Genomic DNA, 20,037 nt, shown 5'->3' on the forward strand with positions numbered 1-20,037 from the left:
GCATCGAGGCAGTAAGGCAGCAGTACCATGACAGAGATGGTCTATGGCGCGATCCCCGTGGGGTCGGGTGATCCGGTTCTTCCACGTTGGTGGCGGACGGTCGACAAATGGACGTTGTCCTGCATCCTTGCCCTGTTCGGGATCGGGTTGTTGCTGGGGCTGGCCGCGTCGCCGCCCCTGGCTGCTAAAAACGGGTTTGAGCCGTTTCACTATGTCCAGCGTCAGGCCTTTTTCGGCTGCGTGGCGATTGTGGTTTTGTTTGTCACCTCAATGATGTCGCCCACGCTGGTGCGTCGTTTGGCGGTGTTGGGGTTTCTGGCGGCTTTTGTGGCCTTGGCGGGGTTGCCGTTTCTGGGCACCGATTTTGGCAAGGGCGCTGTGCGCTGGTATTCGCTGGGCTTTGCGTCCGTGCAACCGTCCGAATTTCTGAAACCCGGATTTATCGTTGTGGCCGCATGGTTCATGGCCGCCAGCCAAGAGATCGGCGGACCGCCCGGCAAGATGTATTCCTTTGTGCTGACGGTCATTATCGTGCTGATGCTGGCCATGCAGCCCGACTTTGGTCAGGCCGCTTTGCTGCTGTTTGGCTGGGGCGTTATGTATTTCGTGGGCGGCGCGCCGATCCTGTTGCTGGTTGCCTTGGGCGGCGCGGTGATTTTTGGCGGCACCATTGCCTATTCCAATTCCGAACACTTCGCGCGCCGGATCGACGGGTTTCTGAACCCTGACGTCGATCCCACCACGCAGCTGGGCTATGCCACCAACGCGATCCGCGAGGGCGGGTTCTTTGGCGTGGGCGTGGGGGAGGGCACCGTAAAATGGTCGCTGCCCGATGCCCATACCGATTTCATTATCGCTGTGGCCGCCGAGGAATACGGGCTGATCTGTGTGCTGGCGGTGATCGGGCTTTATGCCACGATTGTGGTGCGCAGCCTGATGCGGCTGATGAAGGAACGGGACCCGTTTATCAGGCTGGCAGGGTGTGGTCTGGCCTGCATCGTGGGCGTTCAGGCGATGATCAACATGGGCGTGGCCGTCCGGCTGTTGCCCGCCAAGGGGATGACACTGCCGTTTGTCAGTTATGGTGGATCGTCCGTCATTGCGTCAGGCATTGCCGTGGGCATGTTGCTGGCCTTCACACGGTCGCGTCCGCAGGGGCAGATCGGCGACATTCTTTTGCGGCGGGGGCGCACATGACACAGCCTCTTTTGATCATCGCGGCCGGTGGCACAGGCGGGCACATGTTTCCCGCGCAAGCCCTGGCAGAGGCGATGCTGGCGCGCGGCTGGCGCGTGAAGCTGAGCACGGACGCCCGCGGCGCACGATACACCGGCGGGTTCCCGCACGCGGTCGAGATCGAGCAGGTCGGATCGGCCACATTTTCGCGGGGCGGTATCGGCGCAAAGCTCGCCGCGCCGTTCAAAATTGCAGGTGGAATTCTCGCAGCCGCCAGCCGGATGATGCGAGACAAACCGGCGGTGGTCGTGGGGTTTGGCGGCTATCCGGCCATTCCGGCCATGGCATCGGCATGGATATTGCGCAAACCGCGCATGATCCACGAACAAAACGGCGTATTGGGCCGCGTGAACCAGATTTTCGCCAAACGTGTCGATACTGTTGCCTGCGGCACGTGGCCTACAGAGCTTCCGGCGGGCGTGGACGGGGTGCCCGTGGGCAATCCGGTGCGCCAATCCATCCTTGAACGTGCGGGCGCGGGATATATCGCGCCCGGTGACTATCCGATGTCCATACTGGTCATGGGCGGGTCGCAGGGGGCCCGTATCCTTAGCGATGTGGTGCCGCCGGCAATCAGCGCTTTGCCATCGGAAATCCGCCGCAACATCCGTGTCAGCCATCAGGCGCGCGAAGAAGACCTTGAGCGTGTCGCGCAATATTACGCCGACGAAGGCATTCCGGCGGACGTTCAGACCTTTTTCAACGATGTTCCCACGCGCATGTCCGAGGCCCAGCTGGTCGTAACCCGCGCCGGTGCGTCGACCATTGCGGACCTGAGCATCATTGGCCGCCCGTCAATTTTGGTCCCCCTTGCCGCGGCGGTGCGCGATGAACAGACCGCCAACGCCCGCCAACTGGTTGAGGCAGGGGCCGCGATCATGGTGCCCGAAAGCAAATTGCATGTGGACAGTCTGGCCGAACAGATGGCGACCGTTCTGAGCGATCCGAACGGAGCGCTGAAAATGGCGCAATCGGCGCTCGCTTGCGGAAAACCCGATGCCACGCAAACGCTGGTTGATCTTGCCCTCGGATTGGCCGAAACGCCCTCCTGACCGAAGGACGATACGAATGGACGGAAGCCCGATCATGAACGCTGCAACAAAACTCCCCCTTGACGTTGGCCCGATCCATTTTGTGGGCATCGGTGGCATCGGCATGTCGGGCATTGCCGAAGTGCTGTTGAGCCATGGCTATGTCGTTCAGGGGTCCGACCTGAAGGAAACGCCGATCACCAAACGTCTGCAGGGGATGGGCGCGTTGATCTATACCGGGCAGCGGGCGGAGAATATCGACGGCGCGGCGGTCATCGTCATTTCAAGCGCGATCAAGCCCGGCAATCCGGAGCTTGACGCGGCCCGCGCGCGCGGCCTGCCCATTGTGCGCCGCGCCGAGATGCTGGCCGAACTGATGCGTCTGAAATCCAACATCGCCGTGGCAGGCACTCACGGCAAGACGACGACCACAACGATGGTTGCGGCCCTGCTGGATGGCGGCAATTTCAACCCGACGGTTGTGAACGGCGGGATCATCCACGCCTACGGGTCCAACGCGCGGGTGGGCGATGGCGAATGGATGGTGGTGGAGGCCGACGAAAGCGACGGCACCTTTAACCGGCTGCCAGCCACAATCGCGATTGTGACCAACATCGACCCAGAGCACATGGAACACTGGGGCACCGAGGAAAACCTGCACCGCGGGTTTTACGATTTCGTGTCCAACATTCCGTTCTACGGCGTGGCGGTATGCTGCACCGACGACAGCGATGTGCAATCGCTGGTGGGCAAAATCACCGACAGGCGGGTGGTAACCTATGGCTTCAACGCGCAGGCCGATGTGCGCGCGGTAAACCTGTCATACAAAGGCGGTCAGGCCCATTTCGATGTGGCCCTCCAGAACGAAGACCAGATGATCGAAGGCTGTGTGCTGCCCATGCCGGGCGATCACAACGTGTCCAACGCCTTGTCCGCCATCGCCGTGGCACGGCATCTGGGCATGAAGCGCGAAGAGATCCGCACTGCGCTGGCAGCTTTCGGGGGCGTCAACCGCCGCTTTACCCGTGTGGGCGAGGTGGGCGGCGTCACCATCATCGACGACTACGGCCACCACCCCACGGAAATCGCTGCTGTGCTGAAAGCCGCACGACAGGCCTGCGACGGGCGCATTATCGCCGTGCACCAGCCGCACCGCTACACGCGGTTACACCACCATTTCGATGACTTTTGTGCCTGTTTCAACGACGCCGATGTTGTTGCCATCGCCGAGGTTTTCGCCGCCGGCGAAGACGTCATCGAAGGGGCCACCCGTGACGATCTGGTCGCAGGACTGATCCGGGGCGGTCACCGGCATGCCCGCGCGATCACCGATGAGGACGATCTGGTTCGTCTGGTGCGCGAACAGGCCAAAGAGGGCGATATGGTTGTCTGCCTTGGTGCCGGTTCCATTTCCACATGGGCCAATAGCTTGCCAAAGCGGCTGGCCGATTGACTTATGAATGGCTGATCCTTGGCGCGATCGTGCTGGTGTCGGTCCTGCCGATGATCAAATGGCTGCGCCGGTTGCTATGGGCGTTTTCCGTGGCTTTTGTTGCGATGTTGTTGATCCATATGCAGCATAACCCCGGTGAGGCGACATTGGCGCTCGGCATGATGGGCAGCGGGCTGATGATTGCGCGTCCTGTCCGGCGGGCGGTTCTTGGGGGGCTGTTTTGATGTCGAATGGGCTGCGCCCATCCGATCCGCGCCGCTGCGCGGCGCAGGGGACAGCCGGGCAAGGGGGTGTGCATGTGCGAGAGGTGGATTTAGGTATTTTTGAACCAGAGAAAACAAGGCGTGGCGCGTGACCTGGTCTGTCATCGCCTTTTGCATCTGGGTGCTGTTGGCCAGCGTTACCGCGATGTTGCCCATGCGGCGGCAGTATGTTCCGGGTGTTACGCTTTTGGTGTTGGCACCGGTCTTGATCGGCTGGCTGGGCTATGATTTCGGCTGGGTCTGGGCCGCGGCTGGTCTGGCGGCCTTTGTGTCGATGTTCCGCAATCCGTTGAAATATTTCTTGGCCCGTGCGCGGGGCAAAACGCCGGAGATTCCGAAATGATGGCGGTGGGCGTCGGGTTTGTCTGGATCATTGCAGCCAATGTTCTCGCGCTTGTGCCCAGTCGCGACAATCACTGGACGCGGGCCTATGTGCTGATCGCGATCGGCATTCCGTTGCTGGGCTGGATCACCTATGCCAACGGGCCCTTTATCGGCCTTGCCTTCTTGCTTGGCGGGGCGAGTGTGCTGCGCTGGCCGGTCATATATCTGGCGCGGTGGCTGCGGCGAACTGTCGGGTCTGCGGATCATGGAGGGGGTAAATGAGCCTTCTTTTGCTGGCTGCAGTGACGGCCTCCTTTGTGTTTGTGATCTACACCGGTCTGTGGGGCGATCCTGCTTCGACATCGCTGATTGGTGCATATGTCGCCGCCAGCCTTGCGGCCTGGGCGTTGTCCATGGTGCGCAAGACATGGTCTGCGCGGGTCAAATGGGCGTGGATCGGCCTGTCCCTTGTTGTGATTTACGTCATTTTGTCCGGCCCGCTGAATTTCCTGCGACTGGGTTAGCGGTGCTTGGCACCGCGCCTGTCGCAGGCTAGGACGGGGCCATGATACAGCTGACCGATCTTCCGCCCGTGCGCGGTACCGTGACCGCAAACCGCGACCTGTCGTCCCTGACGTGGATGCGCGTGGGCGGGCCTGCTGATGTGCTGTTCCAGCCGGCAGATATTGATGATTTGAGCACCTTTCTGGCCGCCTTGCCGAAGGATATTCCGGTCTTTCCCATGGGGGTCGGGTCCAATCTGATCGTGCGGGACGGCGGCGTGCGCGGGGTCGTGATCCGTCTGGGGCGCGGGTTCAATGGGATTGCCTTTGACGGTGATCTGGTGCGCGCAGGCGCGGCGGCCCTTGATGCCCATGTGGCGCGTAAGGCTGCGGCTGAGGGTCTGAACCTGACGTTTTTGCGCACCATTCCCGGCTCCATCGGGGGGGCTGTGCGGATGAACGCGGGCTGCTACGGAGATTATATGGCCGATGTGCTGCAAGAGGTCCGCGTGGTGCTGCGCGACGGCACTGTCCAGACGCTGGCGGCGGCGGAGCTGAACCTTGCCTATCGGTCCTCGGACCTGCCCGAAGGGGCTGTGTTGGTCGAGGCCACGTTGCGCGCCCCGCGGGAAGACGCGCAGGTGTTGGAAGACCGGATGGCCGCCCAACTGGCCAAACGCGATGAGACCCAGCCCACCAAGGACCGCACCGCAGGCAGCACGTTCCGTAATCCGTCAGGGTTTTCCAGCACGGGACGCGCCGATGACACCATGGACCTGAAGGCGTGGAAGGTCATTGATGACGCGGGCATGCGCGGCGCTGTGCGAGGCGGGGCGGTGATGAACACCATGCATTCCAATTTCCTGACCAATGCAGGTGGCGCCACGGCGGCGGACCTTGAAGGATTGGGTGAAGAGGTCCGAAAAAAGGTTTACGACACCAGTGGCATCACGCTACACTGGGAAATTATGAGGGTCGGCGAACCGGCCCCAAAGGACTGATCCACCTGAACGGATCATAAGCCCCACAGGCAGGGGCCACGGCAAAGACAAATGATGGCCCGTCCAAAAGGGCCACGAAAGAGGCGGACAGTGTCGAGCAGGACACCCAAAACAGTCGCTGTCCTTTTGGGCGGCCCGTCGGCTGAACGTGAGGTATCCCTCAGTTCAGGGCGCGAATGTGCGGCCGCCTTGCGGACCGCCGGTTTTGACGTCGTGGAAATTGATGCGGGCGCGGATTTGCCCGAACAGCTGAAGGCGGCAAAGCCGGATGTGGTGTTCAACGGATTGCACGGGCGCTGGTGCGAAGACGGCGTGGTGCAGGGCGTGCTGGAATGGATGCGGCTGCCCTATACCCATTCGGGCGTCATGGCCTCGGCCATCGCGATGGACAAACAAAAGACCAAAGACGTCTACCGCGCCGCAGGGCTGCCCTTTGTGGACAGCGTTCTGGCGACCAAGGACCAGATCGAAAGCACGCATATGATGGAACCACCTTACGTGGTCAAACCCTTCAACGAAGGGTCCAGCGTGGGCGTTTATATCGTGACCGAACGGGCCAATGGCACGCCGACCCTCGCGCCTGATCTGCCCGAGACGTTGATGGTCGAAACCTATGCGCCGGGGCGGGAACTCACGACCGCAGTGATGGACGGGCGTGCGCTGACGGTCACGGATATCATCACCGACGGCTGGTATGATTACGCCGCCAAATATGAAACCGGCGGGTCGCGTCATGTGATCCCTGCCGATATCCCCCAGCCGATTTTTGACGCTTGCATGGAATACGCCGTGCGCGCGCACAATGCTTTGGGGTGTCGCGGGATGAGCCGCACAGATTTCCGCTGGGATGAAGCGCGCGGCCTTGAGGGCCTGATCCTTCTGGAAACGAACACCCAGCCGGGGATGACGCCCACGTCGCTGGCCCCTGAACAGGCGGCCCATTGCGGCATGTCGTTCCCGGATTTGATGGCTTGGATGGTGGAGGACGCGTCATGCGACCGATGAAGGCTGACCGCAAAGACCTGCCGCGCCGCGATCCGGCACCCAGCCGTTGGGGCTACCGCTATCAGCGGCTGATGCTGACACCGGGGTTCCGGCGGATGCTGCGGGTGGGCGTGCCTGCCTTGTTGATCGGCGGCATAGTTGCCGGATGGACGGCCCGTGATGCCAACCGCCAGATGATTGCCGATGCCTATGCGGATATGAAAACCCAGATCCAGCAGCGTGAGGAATTTCTGGTCAAGGTTATGGCCGTCGACGGGGCGGACGAGGGCCTTGCGGCAAATGTGCGCACGGTGTTGCCGGTGGAATTTCCGGTCTCCAGCTTTGATCTGAACCTTGAAGAGATGCGCCAGACGGTGGCGGCGCTTCCTGCGGTGGCTGAGGCATCGTTGCGGGTGCGGCCCGGCGGGATTTTGCAGGTGAATGTGACGCAGCGCCAACCGGTGGCGGTGTTCCGCGCGGCCGAAGGGCTTAAGCTGATCGACGGTGACGGCGTGTTGATCCGGTCTATTGTGGCACGCGCCGACCGTGCGGATTTGCCATTGATCACGGGGGACGGCGCCCGTGATGCTTTGACCGAGGGGCTTGAGATTTACCGCGTGGCGGGCCCCTTGGCCCCGCGCATGCGCGGCGTTGTTCGGATGGGGGAACGTCGTTGGGATGTGATCCTTGACAGCGGACAGCGCATTTTGTTGCCCACGGCCGATCCTGTGATCGCCTTTGAACGGGTGGTGGCCATGACGCAGGCGCAAGATTTGCTCGACCGGGATGTGGCCGTCGTCGATATGCGGCATCCGGCGCGGCCTACGATCAGAATGAACGAACAGGCGTTGACGAATTTGCGGCAGACAAGTGCGTCGGCGGAACAATAAAAAGACCATTCAGGCAGGTGTGTAGATTATGAGAGACCTTTACCAATCCCAACGCGCCCAACGGGCCATGCGTCAGGCGGCCATGCAACGTGGTGTTGTGGCCATTCTGGACGTGGGGTCGTCAAAAATTGCCTGTCTGGTGTTGCGCTTTGATGGGCCTGAACATTTTGGCGACAGTGACGGTGTAGGGTCCATGGCGGGGCAATCATCGTTTCGGGTGATCGGCGCTGCGACGACGCGGTCGCGCGGGGTAAGGTTTGGTGAGATTGACGCCATGGCCGAAACCGAACGCGCCATCAGGACTGCTGTGCAAGCGGCCCAGAAAATGGCCAATGTGCGCGTGGATCATGTGATTGCCTGCCTTAGCGGCGGGCGTCCCCGGTCCTACGGGCTGGACGGACAGGTCGATGTGCAGGGCACGGTTGTGACGGAAGGCGACATTGGTCGTGTGCTGGCCGAATGCGATGTGCCTGACATCGGGGCAGGGCGCGAGGTGTTGCACGCCCAGCCGATTAACTTTGCCCTCGATCATCGCAGCGGCCTCGCCGATCCGCGCGGGCAGATCGGGCAGACCCTGACGACCGATATGCACATGATGACCATCGAAGACAGCGTCATCGAAAACCTGCTCTACTGCATCAAACGGTGCGATCTGGAATTGGCGGGCGTTGCATCCTCGGCCTATGCGGCGGGGATTTCGTCGCTGGTGGAAGACGAACAGGAACTTGGGGCGGCCTGCGTTGATATGGGCGGCGGGTCCACCGGTATTTCGATCTTTATGCGCAAACACATGATCTATTCCGACGCAGTGCGCATGGGCGGCGATCACGTGACCTCCGACATTTCCATGGGCCTGCAAGTGGCCCCCGCCATGGCCGAACGGATCAAGACATTCTACGGCGGGGTCCTTGCCACCGGCATGGACGACCGCGAAATGATTGAGGTCGGCAGCGACACCGGCGATTGGGAACATGACCGCCGCACGGTCAGCCGCGCCGAACTCATCGGGATTATGAAGCCCCGTGTTGAAGAAATTCTGGAGGAGGTCCGCGTCCGTCTGGATGCCGCAGGCTTTGAACATCTGCCCAGCCAGCAAATCGTGCTGACCGGGGGCGGCAGCCAAATTCCGGGGCTGGATGGTCTGGCCTCCAAAATCCTCGGCCAGCAGGTGCGCATCGGGCGGCCCTTGCGCGTGCAGGGCTTGCCGCAGGCGGCCACGGGGTCGGCGTTTTCGGCGGCTGTTGGCCTGTCTCTCTTTGCGGCGCACCCGCAAGACGAATGGTGGGATTTCGACATTCCGGCGGAAAAATACCCTGCGCGGTCCTTCAAACGTGCGGTCCGCTGGTTCAAAGAGAACTGGTGATACGCAAGATTTCGCCTAAAACCCCAAATACGGCGAAAAATCACGGGCGACGCCCCACATTTTGCGGTGTTTTTGCGTTTTTTCCGTGACCATTCCGGCCAAGACCGTTAGGGTTTTGGGAAGATTCAGGCAAATACGCCCGGTGGGACGGGCCAAACAAAACAGGCGGACAGACACATGACATTGAACCTTTCCATGCCCGGTCAGGAAGAATTGAAGCCCCGCATCACCGTGTTCGGTGTGGGGGGCGCTGGCGGCAACGCGGTCAACAACATGATCGAACAGCAGCTGGAAGGCGTTGAATTTGTTGTTGCAAACACCGACGCGCAGGCACTGCAACAGTCCCGGTCGGATGCGAAAATCCAGATGGGCGTGAAAGTCACCGAAGGTCTGGGCGCAGGCGCACGGGCCACCGTGGGCGCCGCTGCCGCCGAAGAATCAATCGAACAGATCGTCGATCATCTGGCAGGTGCGCATATGTGTTTCATCACCGCCGGTATGGGCGGGGGCACCGGCACAGGGGCCGCGCCGATCATCGCGCAGGCCGCCCGTGAATTGGGTGTCCTGACCGTGGGCGTTGTGACCAAGCCGTTCCAGTTCGAAGGCGGCAAGCGCATGAAGCAGGCCGAAGACGGCGTCGAGGCGCTGCAAAAGGTCGTCGATACGCTGATTATCATTCCCAACCAGAACCTGTTCCGCCTCGCCAACGAAAACACCACCTTCACCGAGGCGTTCAGCCTCGCCGATGATGTGCTCTACCAAGGTGTCAAAGGCGTGACCGATCTGATGGTCCGTCCGGGTCTCATCAACCTCGACTTTGCGGACGTGCGCGCTGTGATGGACGAAATGGGCAAAGCCATGATGGGCACGGGTGAGGCCGACGGCCCCGATCGCGCCGTTCAGGCTGCCGAAAAGGCCATCGCCAACCCGCTGCTGGACGAAATTTCGCTGGAAGGCGCGCGTGGCGTGTTGATCAACATCACCGGCGGCTACGATCTGACCTTGTTCGAACTGGACGAAGCGGCCAACAAGATCCGCGAAAAAGTCGATCCAGAGGCGAACATCATCGTGGGGTCCACGCTGGACACCGACATGGAAGGCAAGATGCGCGTCAGCGTTGTGGCCACCGGCATTGATGCTGTCGCCAAGCCCCATGACATCCCCGTGCCACGCCGCCCCATGGCCGCCCCTTTGACCCAGCAGGTGACGGCTGAAGTGAAAGAAGAAGCGCCTGCCGCTGTGGTCGAAGCCCCTGCGCCCGCCGCCGAAGTTGAAGCGCCTGCACCGCAGGTCGCAGCCGAGGCCGCACCAGAGCCGTCCCTGTTCGACGCGGCCCCTGTCGCCGCGCCGACGTTTGACGCGCCCGCCGCCGCAGCAGCCGCCGAAGCGGACCTGCCACCGGCAGCCTACCAGCCCCGTCCGGAGCCTGCGATCGACGCGCCGGTTGACGGCTTCGTGGCCCCGCAGCGCCCTGCCGTTGGCACGCCAAGCCAAGAAACGCTTGATCGTTTGCGCACTGCAGCAGCACGGTCCGCACCTGCGGCCCCAACTGCCGCACCTGCGGAATCCGAAGATGCGGCAAAGCCCCGCATGGGCGGTTTGAACAGCCTGATCAGCCGGATGACCGGCCAGCAGGGCGAAGGTCAGGCAAAGGAGCGGCCCCAGCCGCCGGTTGCGTCGCTGCGCGAGGATCCGACGACTCAGCCCGAGGCCGACGAAGATCAGGAACGGATTGAAATTCCGGCATTCCTGCGCCGTCAGGCAAACTGATCCGACAGTGACGTAAGGTCACAATTTATTGGGAAAGGCCGCCGAAGGGCGGCCTTTTTTATTGTAAATACAGCGACTTGCCGCGCTGCAGCGAATATTTTGGCGGCTTTGTGCCGGATTGTGACAGTTGTGTTTCAGACCGTTGCAAACTGTGTGTTGAGGCCGGTGCCCGCCATCCTTAGGTCTTTATCAACCAAAAGGAGACGTTCGTGCAAACCACGCTGGACACCACTGTCGCATTCGAAGGAAAGGGCCTGCATACGGGCGCTTTCGCGTCTGCTGTGGTGCGACCGGCCCCTGCGGATCACGGGATTGTCTTTCGCCGGACCGATGTGTCGGAAAATGCGGACGTTCCGGCGCTGTGGTCCAACGTCATTGTGTCCCCCCTCAACACCCGGATTGAAAATGCCGCCGGCACCAAAGTGTCGACGATTGAACATATCATGGCGGCGTTGGCGGGCTGTGGCATTCACAACGCACTGATCGAAGTCAGCGGGCCGGAAGTGCCGATCCTTGACGGGTCTGCGGCAGAGTTTGTCGAAGGCTTCATGCGGGCAGGGCTGCGGTCCATGTCGGCCCCGCTGCGCGTGATCGAGGTTCTGAAACCGGTCACCGTGACGGTCGGCGGGGCGACGGCCACGCTGGCACCAGCGGACACGTTGCACATCGCATTCGAGATTGATTTCGCAGACCGCGCCATAGGCCACCAGACGAAGACATTGAACATGTCGAACGGCGCATTCGTGCGTGAATTGTGCGACAGCCGCACGTTCTGCCGGTCGTCGGATGTAGATGCCATGCGCGCCCAGGGTCTGGCGTTGGGCGGGACGCTGGAAAATGCGGTCGTTGTGGATGGTGCAGATGTCCTCAGCCCTGGTGGCTTGCGCCACCGCGATGAGGCTGTGCGCCATAAGATGTTGGACGCATTGGGTGATTTGTACACGGCCGGCGCGCCGATCCTTGGCCGGTATACGGGACAGAAAGCCGGTCACGCCGTGACGAATGCCCTGTTGCGTGCCCTGTTTGACGATCCTGACGCATGGGGCTGGGCCGTGGCGGATGCGGCGACCGCAGCGCGGTTGCCCGGTGTTGGAATCCGCTGGTCCGACCTTCCTGCGGTTGCATAAGCGTGATCGCGCAAAAGGCATTTTTCCTCTCATTTTTCTGTGCTAGACCCGTCGTAACCGAAGGCTATCTTCGGATCAGACATTGACGCGGGGGCGCCTTTTCATGATGGGCCGCAGCAGTACATCACTTCGATTTGGCCTGATTGCAGGCACCTTGGCTCTTGGCCTGCTGGCGGGGTGTGGCGGGTTCGACAGCCGTGCCGAAGGCGCGCTTGACGGCTACACCGCGCAAGAAATTTTCGAGCGCGGGGAATATGAACTGGCCCAAGGGGACGCCGATGACGCGGCCTTTTATTTCGGTGAAATCGAGCGGCTTTATCCCTATTCGGAATGGGCCAAACGCGCGCTGATCATGCAGGCGTTTGCCTATCACCGTGATCAGGATTATCCCAATTCACGGGCTTCGGCCCAGCGTTACATCGACTTTTACCCTGTCGATGAAGATGCGGCCTATGCCCAGTATTTGCTGGCGCTGTCCTATTACGACCAGATTGACGAAGTGGGCCGCGATCAGGGGCTGACATTCCAGGCGTTGCAAGCGCTGCGCGTTGTGATCGAACGCTATCCCGACAGCGAATATGCGCAGTCGTCTGTCCTGAAGTTCGATCTGGCGTTTGACCACCTTGCCGCCAAAGAGATGGAGATCGGTCGGTTCTACCTGAAACGCGATCACTTTGCCGCTGCCGTGAACCGGTTCCGCACGGTGGTCGAGGATTTCCAGACCACATCCCACACGCCGGAGGCGCTGCACCGTTTGGTGGAATCCTACCTGTCACTGGGTCTGGTCGAAGAGGCGCAGACCGCCGGTGCCATCCTTGGGTTCAACTACCAGTCCACCGAATGGTATGAAGACAGCTTTGCCTTGTTGACCGGTCAGGGGCTTGAACCGCAAGTTCTGGGCGACAACTGGCTGGCTGCGATTTATCGCCAGATGGTGCGTGGCGAATGGCTCTGATGGGGGAGGCGGGGTAACCCCCCGCCCTGTGCGACATGCTGCGCCATCTTGATATCCGCGACATGCTGATCATTGACCGGTTGGAGCTTGCGTTCCAGCCCGGCCTGAATGTGCTGACGGGTGAAACCGGTGCGGGCAAGTCCATCTTGCTGGATTCACTTGGTTTTGTTCTGGGCTGGCGGGGCCGTGCCGAACTGGTGCGCCAAGGGGCCGAACAGGGGGAAGTCACGGCAGAGTTCGATTTGCCCGACACCCATCCCGCATGGGACGTGTTGCGGGAGGCCGGTTTTACCTATGACGACGCGCTGATCCTGCGCCGCATCAACACCCGCGACGGTCGCAAGACCGCGTGGATCAATGACCGGCGCGTGAGTGGCGACATCCTGCGGCGTGTGTCTGAAACTCTCGTCGAATTGCACGGCCAGCACGATGATCGCGGACTTCTCAACCCCCGTGGGCACCGGATGTTGCTGGATGATTTCGGTGGGCTGACGGCCAAGATCGCCAAGGTCCGCACCGCGTGGCGCGCGCTTAGCGATGCGCGCAAGGCACTTGTGGCGGCTGAGGCGCGGGTGGCCGAATTGCAAGCGGAAGAGGAGTTTTTGCGCCATGCGGTGGCGGAGCTGGACAAGCTGTCGCCCGAGGCTGGCGAAGACGCGACCCTTGATCAACAACGCCGCCGGATGCAGGCCGCCGAGAAGATCGGCGAAGACATTTCCAAGGCATATCAGGCGCTTGGCCTGCAAGGGGCCGAAGGTATGTTGGGTGACGCGGCGCGTTGGCTGTCAGATGCGGCAGGGCAGGCGGACGGCACATTGGAGGGGGCCTTGGCCGCCCTTGATCGCGCGATGACCGAATTGAGCGAGGCGCAATCGGGTGTTGAGGCCTGTATGGACGCGCTGGCCTTTAACCCCCACGAACTGGAACAGATCGAAGAACGGCTGTTTGCCATTCGCGGTCTGGCCCGCAAGCATGATGTTCTGCCGGATGAATTGGGCACCTTTGCCGATGATTTGCGCGCACGGCTGACGGCCTTGGACCAAGGCGCGTCCGATCTGGCCGATTTAACGGCTGCCGTCACGGCGGCGCAGGCGCATTACGACACGGCGGCGGATGATCTGACGGCAGCGCGCACAAAGGCCGCCAAGGCGTTGGATACCGCCATGGCCAAAGAACTCGCCCCGCTGAAAATGGAACGCGCGGTCTTTGTCACCAATGTCGGTCCCGCAGAGGCAGGCCCCGACGGCGTGGACGAGGTGGCCTTTACCGTCGCCACCAACCCCGGTGCCCCTGCGGGGCCCATCGGCAAGATCGCCTCTGGCGGTGAACTCAGCCGGTTTTTGCTGGCGTTGAAGGTGTGCCTGACGGGGACGGACTCGGGTCTGACCTTGATCTTCGATGAGATTGATCGCGGCGTTGGCGGGGCCACGGCCGACGCCGTGGGGCGGCGGTTGTCACAGTTGGCGGGGCAGGGACAGGTGCTGGTCGTGACCCATAGCCCGCAAGTGGCGGCCCTTGGGGATCATCACTGGCGTGTCGAAAAGCGTCAGACAAAGGACGCGACGCTGTCGACGGTGGTCGGCCTGTCCGAGGGCGACCGCGTGGATGAAATTGCCCGTATGATCTCAGGTGATCGGATCACGGATGAGGCCCGCGCGGCGGCGAAATCCCTTCTGGTCGCGTGACCGCGTCAGATTGAAAATCCGGCAGGAATCGCCCTATCTTCGGTCCCATCGACGCCAAAAATGTTCGAAATAGACAAGCCGAATTGGCCTAGCCGTTGATGCGCACGACCTTGCCGGGGTTCAGGATGTTCTGCGGATCCATGGCGCGTTTGATCAAAGCCATGACGTCCCATCCGGTCCCGTGTTCAGCGCCCATAAAATCCAGTTTGCCCATGCCCACACCGTGTTCGCCGGTCACGGTTCCGCCCAAGGCCAGCGCACGGTCGGCCATCCGGTTGGACAGGTCCTTGGCCGCCGCGCGTTCCTCGGCGCTGTCGGGGTCGATTAACAGGATCGCATGAAAATTCCCGTCCCCCACATGGCCTAGAATTGGGGCCGGAATGGGCGAGGCGTCGATGTCCGCTTGGGTTTCCGCAATCGCCTGCGCCATGGCACTGATCGGCACGCAAACGTCCGTGACGATGGCCTTTGCGCCCTTGCGCCACCCCAGAATGGCCCAATAGGCGTGGTGCCGCATCCGCCAAAGCCGCGTGCGGTCTTCGGGGCGGGTGGCCCAATCGAAATCGGACCCTCCGAATTCAGCCGCAATTTCACCAAACCGCGCGACGTGTTCGGCCACGCCCGTGTCCGATCCGTGAAATTCGACCATCAGATGGGGCGTTTCTGGAAAGGTCGCGCCGGAATGGGCGTTGACGGCGACCACGCTGGCCGTGTCGAGAAATTCGATCCGCGCCATGGGGATGCCCATGGCGATGGTGGCCGTCACAGCGGCAATGGCGTCGTCGATTGTGCCGAAGGCGCAGGTGGCGGCGGCGACGGCTTCGGGCTGTCCCTGCAGGCGCAGGGTCAATTCTGTGATCAGGCCCAATGTGCCCTCGGACCCGACCATCAGGGCGGTCAGATCATAGCCCGCGCTGGATTTGCGCGCGCCTGATCCGGTGCGGATGATCCTGCCATCGGCCAACACGACCTCCAACGCCAGCACGTTGTCGCGCATGGTCCCGTAGCGCACGGCGGTTGTCCCGCTGGCACGGGTCGCGGCCATGCCGCCCAGCGATGCGTTGGCACCGGGATCAACCGGAAAAAACAGGCCGGTGGCGCGCAGGGCGTCGTTCAGCGCCTCACGTGTGATGCCGGGCTGGACGCGGACGGTCATGTCCTCTGCGCGGACCTCGACCACCTCGGCCATGTTGCGGAAATCAACGGTGACGCCGCCTTGAATGGCCGATGTGTGCCCCTCTAGCGATGTTCCCGCGCCGTATCCGATCACGGGGCAGGCGTGGTCGGCACAGATTGCCACGATCTGCGACACCTCGCCGGTGTTCTGCGGATAGGCGACCGCATCGGGCGGGGTCACGGCAAAGTGCGTTTCCGACTGGCCGTGCGCATCCAGATCGGACTTGGACAGCGACAGCCGATCGCCTAACAAAGAACGGAGCGCATGGAGCGCGGTTTCGATGGACATAAATCCCCCATTCCAATCGCCGAAAGTCTAGACCAGCCGTGCGCCAAGGAAAAGCAAAGGGGCTGCGATGAGCAAGCCGCAAAAGTCGGTGATCGGACAGGGGGTGGATGACGCCCTGTGCGCGTGTCGCGACGCCTGGGGTGTGATCCGCACCCGTGGGCCGAGCCAGGTCCAGTTCTGGTTCATTGCCTTGCTGGTGGGCATCGGGGCGAGCCTTCTGGCCATTGCCTTTCGTTTCGGGATCGAGACGCTGCAAACGCGGCTTTACGGCACCGATGACGTGGCCAATCTGCACACGACCATTGCCAATCTGGATTGGTGGTGGATTGTGACGATCCCTGTGCTGGGCGGTCTTGCCGTAGGCCTGTTGATGAACCGCTTTACCGAAGACGGACGCGTGCGGTCTGTGGCCGATGTGATCGAAGGGGCGGCGCTGTACGAAGGGCGCGTTGAACGCCGCCGGGGGCTGGCGTCGGGGGCTGCGTCCTTTATCACCCTGTCCACGGGCGGATCGACAGGCCGCGAGGGGCCGGTCGTCCATCTGGCTGCTATTTTGTCCAGCTATATCAGTAAGTTGATCCGTGCGGACGGTATCACCGGGCGCGATCTGCTGGGCTGTGCGGTGGCGGCGGCGGTGTCGGCAAGCTTTAACGCCCCCATCGCAGGCGCGCTTTTCGCGCTTGAGGTCGTGTTGCGCCACTTTGCCGTGCATGCCTTTGCGCCCATCGTCATCGCCTCTGTCGCGGGGACGGTCATCAACCGGCTGGTCTATGGCGATGTGACGGAGTTCATGTTGCCGAACCAAAACATCCTCGCCTTCTACGTGGAATTGCCTGCGTTCCTGATCCTTGGCCTCTTGTGCGGTCTGATTGCCGTCATCCTGATGCGGGTGATTTTCTGGATGGAGGACACGGGCACCGCCCTGCAACAGCGCACGGGTCTGCCGCGCTATCTGCGGCCCGCGCTTGCGGGGCTTTTGCTGGGCGTCATCGCGATCTTTTATCCACACATCATCGGTGTCGGCTATGAAACAACCTCTGACGCGCTGACAGGGCGGCTGCTGTTTCATGAGGCTGTGGTCTTCGTCATCATCAAGATCTTCGCCGTGGGCATCACCATGGCGGGCCGCATGGGCGGGGGCGTATTTTCGCCATCGCTGATGGTGGGCGCGTTGACAGGGCTGGCATTTGGTATCGTGGCCACCGCCATCTTCCCTGACGTGTCCGGTGAAGGCACGCTTTATGCGCTGGCAGGCATGGGCGCGGTGTCGGCGGCGGTGCTGGGTGCGCCGATTTCGACCACGCTGATCGTGTTTGAACTGACCGGAGACTGGCAGACCGGCATCGCGGTCATGGTGTCAGTGTCCCTGTCGTCCGCCTTGGCATCCCGTCTGGTTGATCGGAGCTTTTTCCTCACGCAGCTGGAACGACGCGGCGTGCATTTGGCGGCGGGGCCACAGGCCTATCTGCTGGGCACCTTTCAGGTGTCATCGGTCATGCGCAGCATGGATCACCCCCGTGCTGCCGATGCCGAGACGTGCGCGGACCTGATCAAAGAGGGGACTTACGTGTTCGAGGACAAGACCCTCGACCAAGCCATGCCGATCATCGAGGCGACAGGATCAAGCTTCATCCCCGTCGTGGCCCCAGCGCAGGGCGATGGCCCGCCGGAGTTACGCGGCGCCCTGTTTCAGGTGGATGCCTTGCGTGCCTTCAACCGCGCCTTGGCGGCGACGGCTGCGGAAGAACATTCCTAGGGTCCTGACCCTAAAGCTGCTCAACCGCGACCTTGTTGGTGTAAAACGCAAGGTGGCCTTTGATCTGCGCCACGTCGTCTTTCGGGTCCTCGTAGGACCATGCGGCGTCTTTGAACGTCCCGCTTTTGGCGACAAAATCATAGTGGGTTGCGACGCCTTTGTGCGGGCAGGTCGACACCGTGTCGGATGTTTCGAAAAACGCCATAGAGACGTCATCACGGGGGAAATAGATCACCTCGGGGTAGTCGCCTTCGGCCAGTTCCAGCGCGTTTTCCGTCTCGGCCAATACGGCGCCTGCCGCGCGCACAGACCATGTGCCCTGTGCTGGTCTGATCTTGATGTAATCGCCCATGCGATGTCCTCCCCAAAAAAGCGGTTGATCCTCGATCCTTCGATCCCGGATGTCTCGGCCTGCGCGTAGTTGTGTTGTGTAACGTCTAGGTTACAAGGGGGCGCAAGCGGCAGTGAGCCAATCAAGCGCCGCCCCATCTACACGTGGGCCGATTTTTTGCAGTGTATCAGAATGATAGCGATCAATCCAAGCGTGTTCGTCGGATGACAGCAACGTCACGTCAATCAGATGCCGGTCCAGCGGCACATAGGTGAGCGTTTCAAAATCCAGCATCGCGCGATCATCGCCGCCCTCAAGGGGGGCGGCCTCCTGCACAACGATCAGGTTTTCGATACGGATGCCAAAGGCACCCTCACGGTAGTACCCCGGTTCATTGGACAGGATCATACCGGGATCAAGCGGCGTCATCGACCGGCGCGACAGGCCCTGCGGCCCTTCGTGGACAGACAAATAGGCCCCGACGCCGTGGCCTGTCCCATGATCGTAGTCCTGTCCTGCCAGCCACAGCGGATAGCGCGCCAGCGCGTCCAGATCACTGCCGCGCACGCCCTTGGGAAACCGCGCACGGCTGATGGCGATCATGCCTTGCAACACGCGGGTGTAGCAGGTCTTTTCCAGCGCACCGACCTGACCCACAGCAAGGGTGCGGGTGATGTCGGTGGTTCCGTCCATATACTGCCCGCCGCTGTCCACCAGCAGCAGCTCGCCCACCGACACGGGGCGGTTGGTATCTTCGGACACGCGGTAATGCACAATGGCCCCATGGGGGCCTGCGCCGCAGATGGTCTCGAACGAGATATCGCGCAAGGCGTTGGTATCGCGTCGAAATCCTTCAAGGGCCGTGACCACGTCAATCTCCGTCAACCCGCCCTTTGGGGCCTCTTCGGACAGCCATGCAAGGAACCGCACCATGGCCGCGCCGTCGCGCAGATGCGCGTCCCGCGCGCCTGAAATTTCGGCGTCGGTTTTGCGGGCTTTGGGCAAGACACAGGGATCCTGCCCCTTGACCCAGTGATCGTCCTGCAGGGATTGTGCGATGGCGTAGGGTGTGCGGTCGGGATCCAGCCGCAAAGGGTGGTCCAGATCAGTCAAAGCGGCCAGAACAGCGCCTTCGGGTAGCACGGCCACGCCGTCGTCAAGAGACAGGCCAGCGGCCTGTTCCGGCTGGCAAAACACCTCAACCCGCGCGTCATCATGCAAGATCGCCATGGCATGGGGCACCGGATTGCGCGGAATGTCCGTACCGCGAATATTAAGCAGCCAGGCAACGCTGTCTGGCGACGCGATGAAGGCCGCACGGTGGCCCGCATCGCGCAAACCCTCAGCTAGTCGCGCGCGCTTGTCGGTCGACCGTTCTCCCGCCAGATCATCAGGATAGGCCGTGAACGGCGCACGGGGCGGGGCAGGGCGGTCGTCCCAGATCACATCAACCAGATTGTCCGTGGGCACCAAAGTAATGCCTGACCCGGCCAGTCCTTTTTCAAGGGCTTCGACTTGCCCGACCGTGTGCAGCCATGGATCGTATGCCAGCCGCTTGACGCCCTCTTGGGCGCGGACCCAGTCGTGCAGCTGGGTTTCGGGCCAATGGACGGGCGTGAACACATCCGCCACCTGATCGCGCACCTGAACACGGTAGCGACCGTCGATGAACACGCCAGCTATGCCCTTCACAACACAGGCAAAACCGGCCGATCCAGTGAAGCCCGTGAGCCACGCCAAACGATCATCGGCCGGCGCCACGTATTCGCCCTGAAACCGGTCCGCGCGGGGCACAATGAAACCGTCGACCCCGCGATCGGCCATAAGCCTGCGCAGTGCGGCCAGCCGAACCGGACCGGTCTGCGGTGAGGAAGTCACTTCAAACGTCTGAAACATGCGC

19 protein-coding genes are annotated in these 20,037 nt (G+C 61.9%); 16 read left to right on the forward strand and 3 right to left on the reverse strand.

The annotated features are described in order from the left end of the window. The first annotated feature begins 27 nt into the window (after positions 1 to 27). The 15 genes from ftsW to recN all read left to right on the forward strand — a co-directional run bounded on the left by ftsW (position 28) and on the right by recN (position 14,585). Entirely contained in the window at positions 28 to 1,197 is a 1,170-nt protein-coding gene (ftsW, locus tag QZ653_RS01220) for a putative lipid II flippase FtsW (RefSeq protein ID WP_296417142.1), read from the forward strand. Beyond that, positions 1,194 to 2,288: an undecaprenyldiphospho-muramoylpentapeptide beta-N-acetylglucosaminyltransferase gene (gene murG, locus QZ653_RS01225; RefSeq protein WP_296417143.1), complete on the forward strand. Its 1,095-nt coding sequence runs from the start codon at positions 1,194 to 1,196 to the stop codon at positions 2,286 to 2,288. The genes ftsW and murG overlap by 4 nt, the downstream gene beginning before the upstream one ends. Positions 2,289 to 2,322: 34 nt before the next feature. After that, complete coding sequence (murC, locus tag QZ653_RS01230) at positions 2,323 to 3,720, forward strand: UDP-N-acetylmuramate--L-alanine ligase (RefSeq protein ID WP_296417144.1); 1,398 nt, start codon at positions 2,323 to 2,325, stop codon at positions 3,718 to 3,720. After that, positions 3,717 to 3,944, forward strand: a complete 228-nt coding sequence (locus QZ653_RS01235) for a hypothetical protein (protein WP_296417145.1) — start codon at positions 3,717 to 3,719, stop codon at positions 3,942 to 3,944. The genes murC and QZ653_RS01235 overlap by 4 nt, the downstream gene beginning before the upstream one ends. Before the next feature lie 127 nt (positions 3,945 to 4,071). After that, positions 4,072 to 4,326: a DUF2484 family protein gene (locus tag QZ653_RS01240; protein ID WP_296417146.1), complete on the forward strand. Its 255-nt coding sequence runs from the start codon at positions 4,072 to 4,074 to the stop codon at positions 4,324 to 4,326. Then, positions 4,323 to 4,589, forward strand: coding sequence for a DUF2484 family protein (locus tag QZ653_RS01245; RefSeq protein ID WP_296417147.1), 267 nt, complete (start codon positions 4,323 to 4,325; stop codon positions 4,587 to 4,589). Before QZ653_RS01240 ends, QZ653_RS01245 begins: the two co-directional genes overlap by 4 nt. Further along, positions 4,586 to 4,831, forward strand: a complete 246-nt coding sequence (locus QZ653_RS01250) for a hypothetical protein (RefSeq protein WP_296417148.1) — start codon at positions 4,586 to 4,588, stop codon at positions 4,829 to 4,831. The genes QZ653_RS01245 and QZ653_RS01250 overlap by 4 nt, the downstream gene beginning before the upstream one ends. Before the next feature lie 41 nt (positions 4,832 to 4,872). Continuing rightward, positions 4,873 to 5,811, forward strand: coding sequence for a UDP-N-acetylmuramate dehydrogenase (murB, locus tag QZ653_RS01255; protein WP_296417149.1), 939 nt, complete (start codon positions 4,873 to 4,875; stop codon positions 5,809 to 5,811). Positions 5,812 to 5,865: 54 nt separating this feature from the next. Next, positions 5,866 to 6,816, forward strand: coding sequence for a D-alanine--D-alanine ligase (locus QZ653_RS01260; RefSeq protein WP_296417150.1), 951 nt, complete (start codon positions 5,866 to 5,868; stop codon positions 6,814 to 6,816). Next, a complete protein-coding gene (locus tag QZ653_RS01265; protein ID WP_296417151.1) occupies positions 6,804 to 7,685 on the forward strand; it encodes a cell division protein FtsQ/DivIB in 882 nt (293 codons plus the stop codon). The genes QZ653_RS01260 and QZ653_RS01265 overlap by 13 nt, the downstream gene beginning before the upstream one ends. A 28-nt stretch (positions 7,686 to 7,713) precedes the next feature. Continuing rightward, positions 7,714 to 9,048: a cell division protein FtsA gene (ftsA, locus tag QZ653_RS01270; RefSeq protein WP_296417152.1), complete on the forward strand. Its 1,335-nt coding sequence runs from the start codon at positions 7,714 to 7,716 to the stop codon at positions 9,046 to 9,048. Between the two features lie 177 nt (positions 9,049 to 9,225). Further along, a complete protein-coding gene (gene ftsZ / locus QZ653_RS01275) occupies positions 9,226 to 10,818 on the forward strand; it encodes a cell division protein FtsZ (protein ID WP_296417153.1) in 1,593 nt (530 codons plus the stop codon). 209 nt (positions 10,819 to 11,027) lie between these two features. Then, entirely contained in the window at positions 11,028 to 11,945 is a 918-nt protein-coding gene (lpxC, locus tag QZ653_RS01280) for a UDP-3-O-acyl-N-acetylglucosamine deacetylase (protein ID WP_296417154.1), read from the forward strand. Between the two features lie 106 nt (positions 11,946 to 12,051). Further along, positions 12,052 to 12,900: an outer membrane protein assembly factor BamD gene (locus QZ653_RS01285; RefSeq protein ID WP_412765983.1), complete on the forward strand. Its 849-nt coding sequence runs from the start codon at positions 12,052 to 12,054 to the stop codon at positions 12,898 to 12,900. A 35-nt stretch (positions 12,901 to 12,935) separates the two neighbouring features. Further along, positions 12,936 to 14,585, forward strand: a complete 1,650-nt coding sequence (recN, locus tag QZ653_RS01290) for a DNA repair protein RecN (RefSeq protein WP_296417156.1) — start codon at positions 12,936 to 12,938, stop codon at positions 14,583 to 14,585. Positions 14,586 to 14,673: 88 nt separating this feature from the next. Here recN and QZ653_RS01295 read toward each other — a convergent pair whose 3' ends face one another. Beyond that, on the reverse strand, positions 14,674 to 16,050 hold the full coding sequence (locus QZ653_RS01295) for an FAD-binding oxidoreductase (RefSeq protein ID WP_296417157.1): 1,377 nt from the start codon (positions 16,048 to 16,050) through the stop codon (positions 14,674 to 14,676). A gap of 67 nt (positions 16,051 to 16,117) precedes the next feature. On the opposite strand from QZ653_RS01295, the gene QZ653_RS01300 reads away from it, so the two are divergent. Then, a complete protein-coding gene (locus QZ653_RS01300; RefSeq protein WP_296417158.1) occupies positions 16,118 to 17,806 on the forward strand; it encodes a chloride channel protein in 1,689 nt (562 codons plus the stop codon). A 10-nt stretch (positions 17,807 to 17,816) separates the two neighbouring features. Here the strand turns inward: QZ653_RS01300 and QZ653_RS01305 are convergent, their stop codons facing one another. Beyond that, a complete protein-coding gene (locus QZ653_RS01305) occupies positions 17,817 to 18,158 on the reverse strand; it encodes a DUF427 domain-containing protein (protein WP_296417159.1) in 342 nt (113 codons plus the stop codon). Positions 18,159 to 18,248: 90 nt separating this feature from the next. Then, entirely contained in the window at positions 18,249 to 20,033 is a 1,785-nt protein-coding gene (locus QZ653_RS01310) for an aminopeptidase P family protein (RefSeq protein ID WP_296417160.1), read from the reverse strand. Positions 20,034 to 20,037: the final 4 nt, after the last annotated feature.

Source organism: Pseudooctadecabacter sp., from assembly GCF_020627745.1.
Classification (GTDB): Bacteria; Pseudomonadota; Alphaproteobacteria; order Rhodobacterales; family Rhodobacteraceae; genus Octadecabacter.

Excerpts from the sequence above, each read along its gene's own strand:
- QZ653_RS01260 (WP_296417150.1), top strand. The coding sequence starts at position 5,866 with ATGGCCCGTCCAAAAGGGCCACGAAAGAGGCGGACAGTGTCGAGCAGG.
- QZ653_RS01300 (WP_296417158.1), top strand. The coding sequence starts at position 16,118 with ATGAGCAAGCCGCAAAAGTCGGTGATCGGACAGGGGGTGGATGACGCC.
- ftsA (WP_296417152.1), top strand. The coding sequence starts at position 7,714 with ATGAGAGACCTTTACCAATCCCAACGCGCCCAACGGGCCATGCGTCAG.
- QZ653_RS01305 (WP_296417159.1), bottom strand. The coding sequence starts at position 18,158 with ATGGGCGATTACATCAAGATCAGACCAGCACAGGGCACATGGTCTGTG.
- murC (WP_296417144.1), top strand. The coding sequence starts at position 2,323 with ATGAACGCTGCAACAAAACTCCCCCTTGACGTTGGCCCGATCCATTTT.
- QZ653_RS01245 (WP_296417147.1), top strand. The coding sequence starts at position 4,323 with ATGATGGCGGTGGGCGTCGGGTTTGTCTGGATCATTGCAGCCAATGTT.
- QZ653_RS01285 (WP_412765983.1), top strand. The coding sequence starts at position 12,052 with ATGGGCCGCAGCAGTACATCACTTCGATTTGGCCTGATTGCAGGCACC.
- QZ653_RS01250 (WP_296417148.1), top strand. The coding sequence starts at position 4,586 with ATGAGCCTTCTTTTGCTGGCTGCAGTGACGGCCTCCTTTGTGTTTGTG.
- ftsW (WP_296417142.1), top strand. The coding sequence starts at position 28 with ATGACAGAGATGGTCTATGGCGCGATCCCCGTGGGGTCGGGTGATCCG.
- ftsZ (WP_296417153.1), top strand. The coding sequence starts at position 9,226 with ATGACATTGAACCTTTCCATGCCCGGTCAGGAAGAATTGAAGCCCCGC.
- QZ653_RS01295 (WP_296417157.1), bottom strand. The coding sequence starts at position 16,050 with ATGTCCATCGAAACCGCGCTCCATGCGCTCCGTTCTTTGTTAGGCGAT.
- recN (WP_296417156.1), top strand. The coding sequence starts at position 12,936 with ATGCTGCGCCATCTTGATATCCGCGACATGCTGATCATTGACCGGTTG.
- QZ653_RS01265 (WP_296417151.1), top strand. The coding sequence starts at position 6,804 with ATGCGACCGATGAAGGCTGACCGCAAAGACCTGCCGCGCCGCGATCCG.
- murG (WP_296417143.1), top strand. The coding sequence starts at position 1,194 with ATGACACAGCCTCTTTTGATCATCGCGGCCGGTGGCACAGGCGGGCAC.
- murB (WP_296417149.1), top strand. The coding sequence starts at position 4,873 with ATGATACAGCTGACCGATCTTCCGCCCGTGCGCGGTACCGTGACCGCA.
- QZ653_RS01310 (WP_296417160.1), bottom strand. The coding sequence starts at position 20,033 with ATGTTTCAGACGTTTGAAGTGACTTCCTCACCGCAGACCGGTCCGGTT.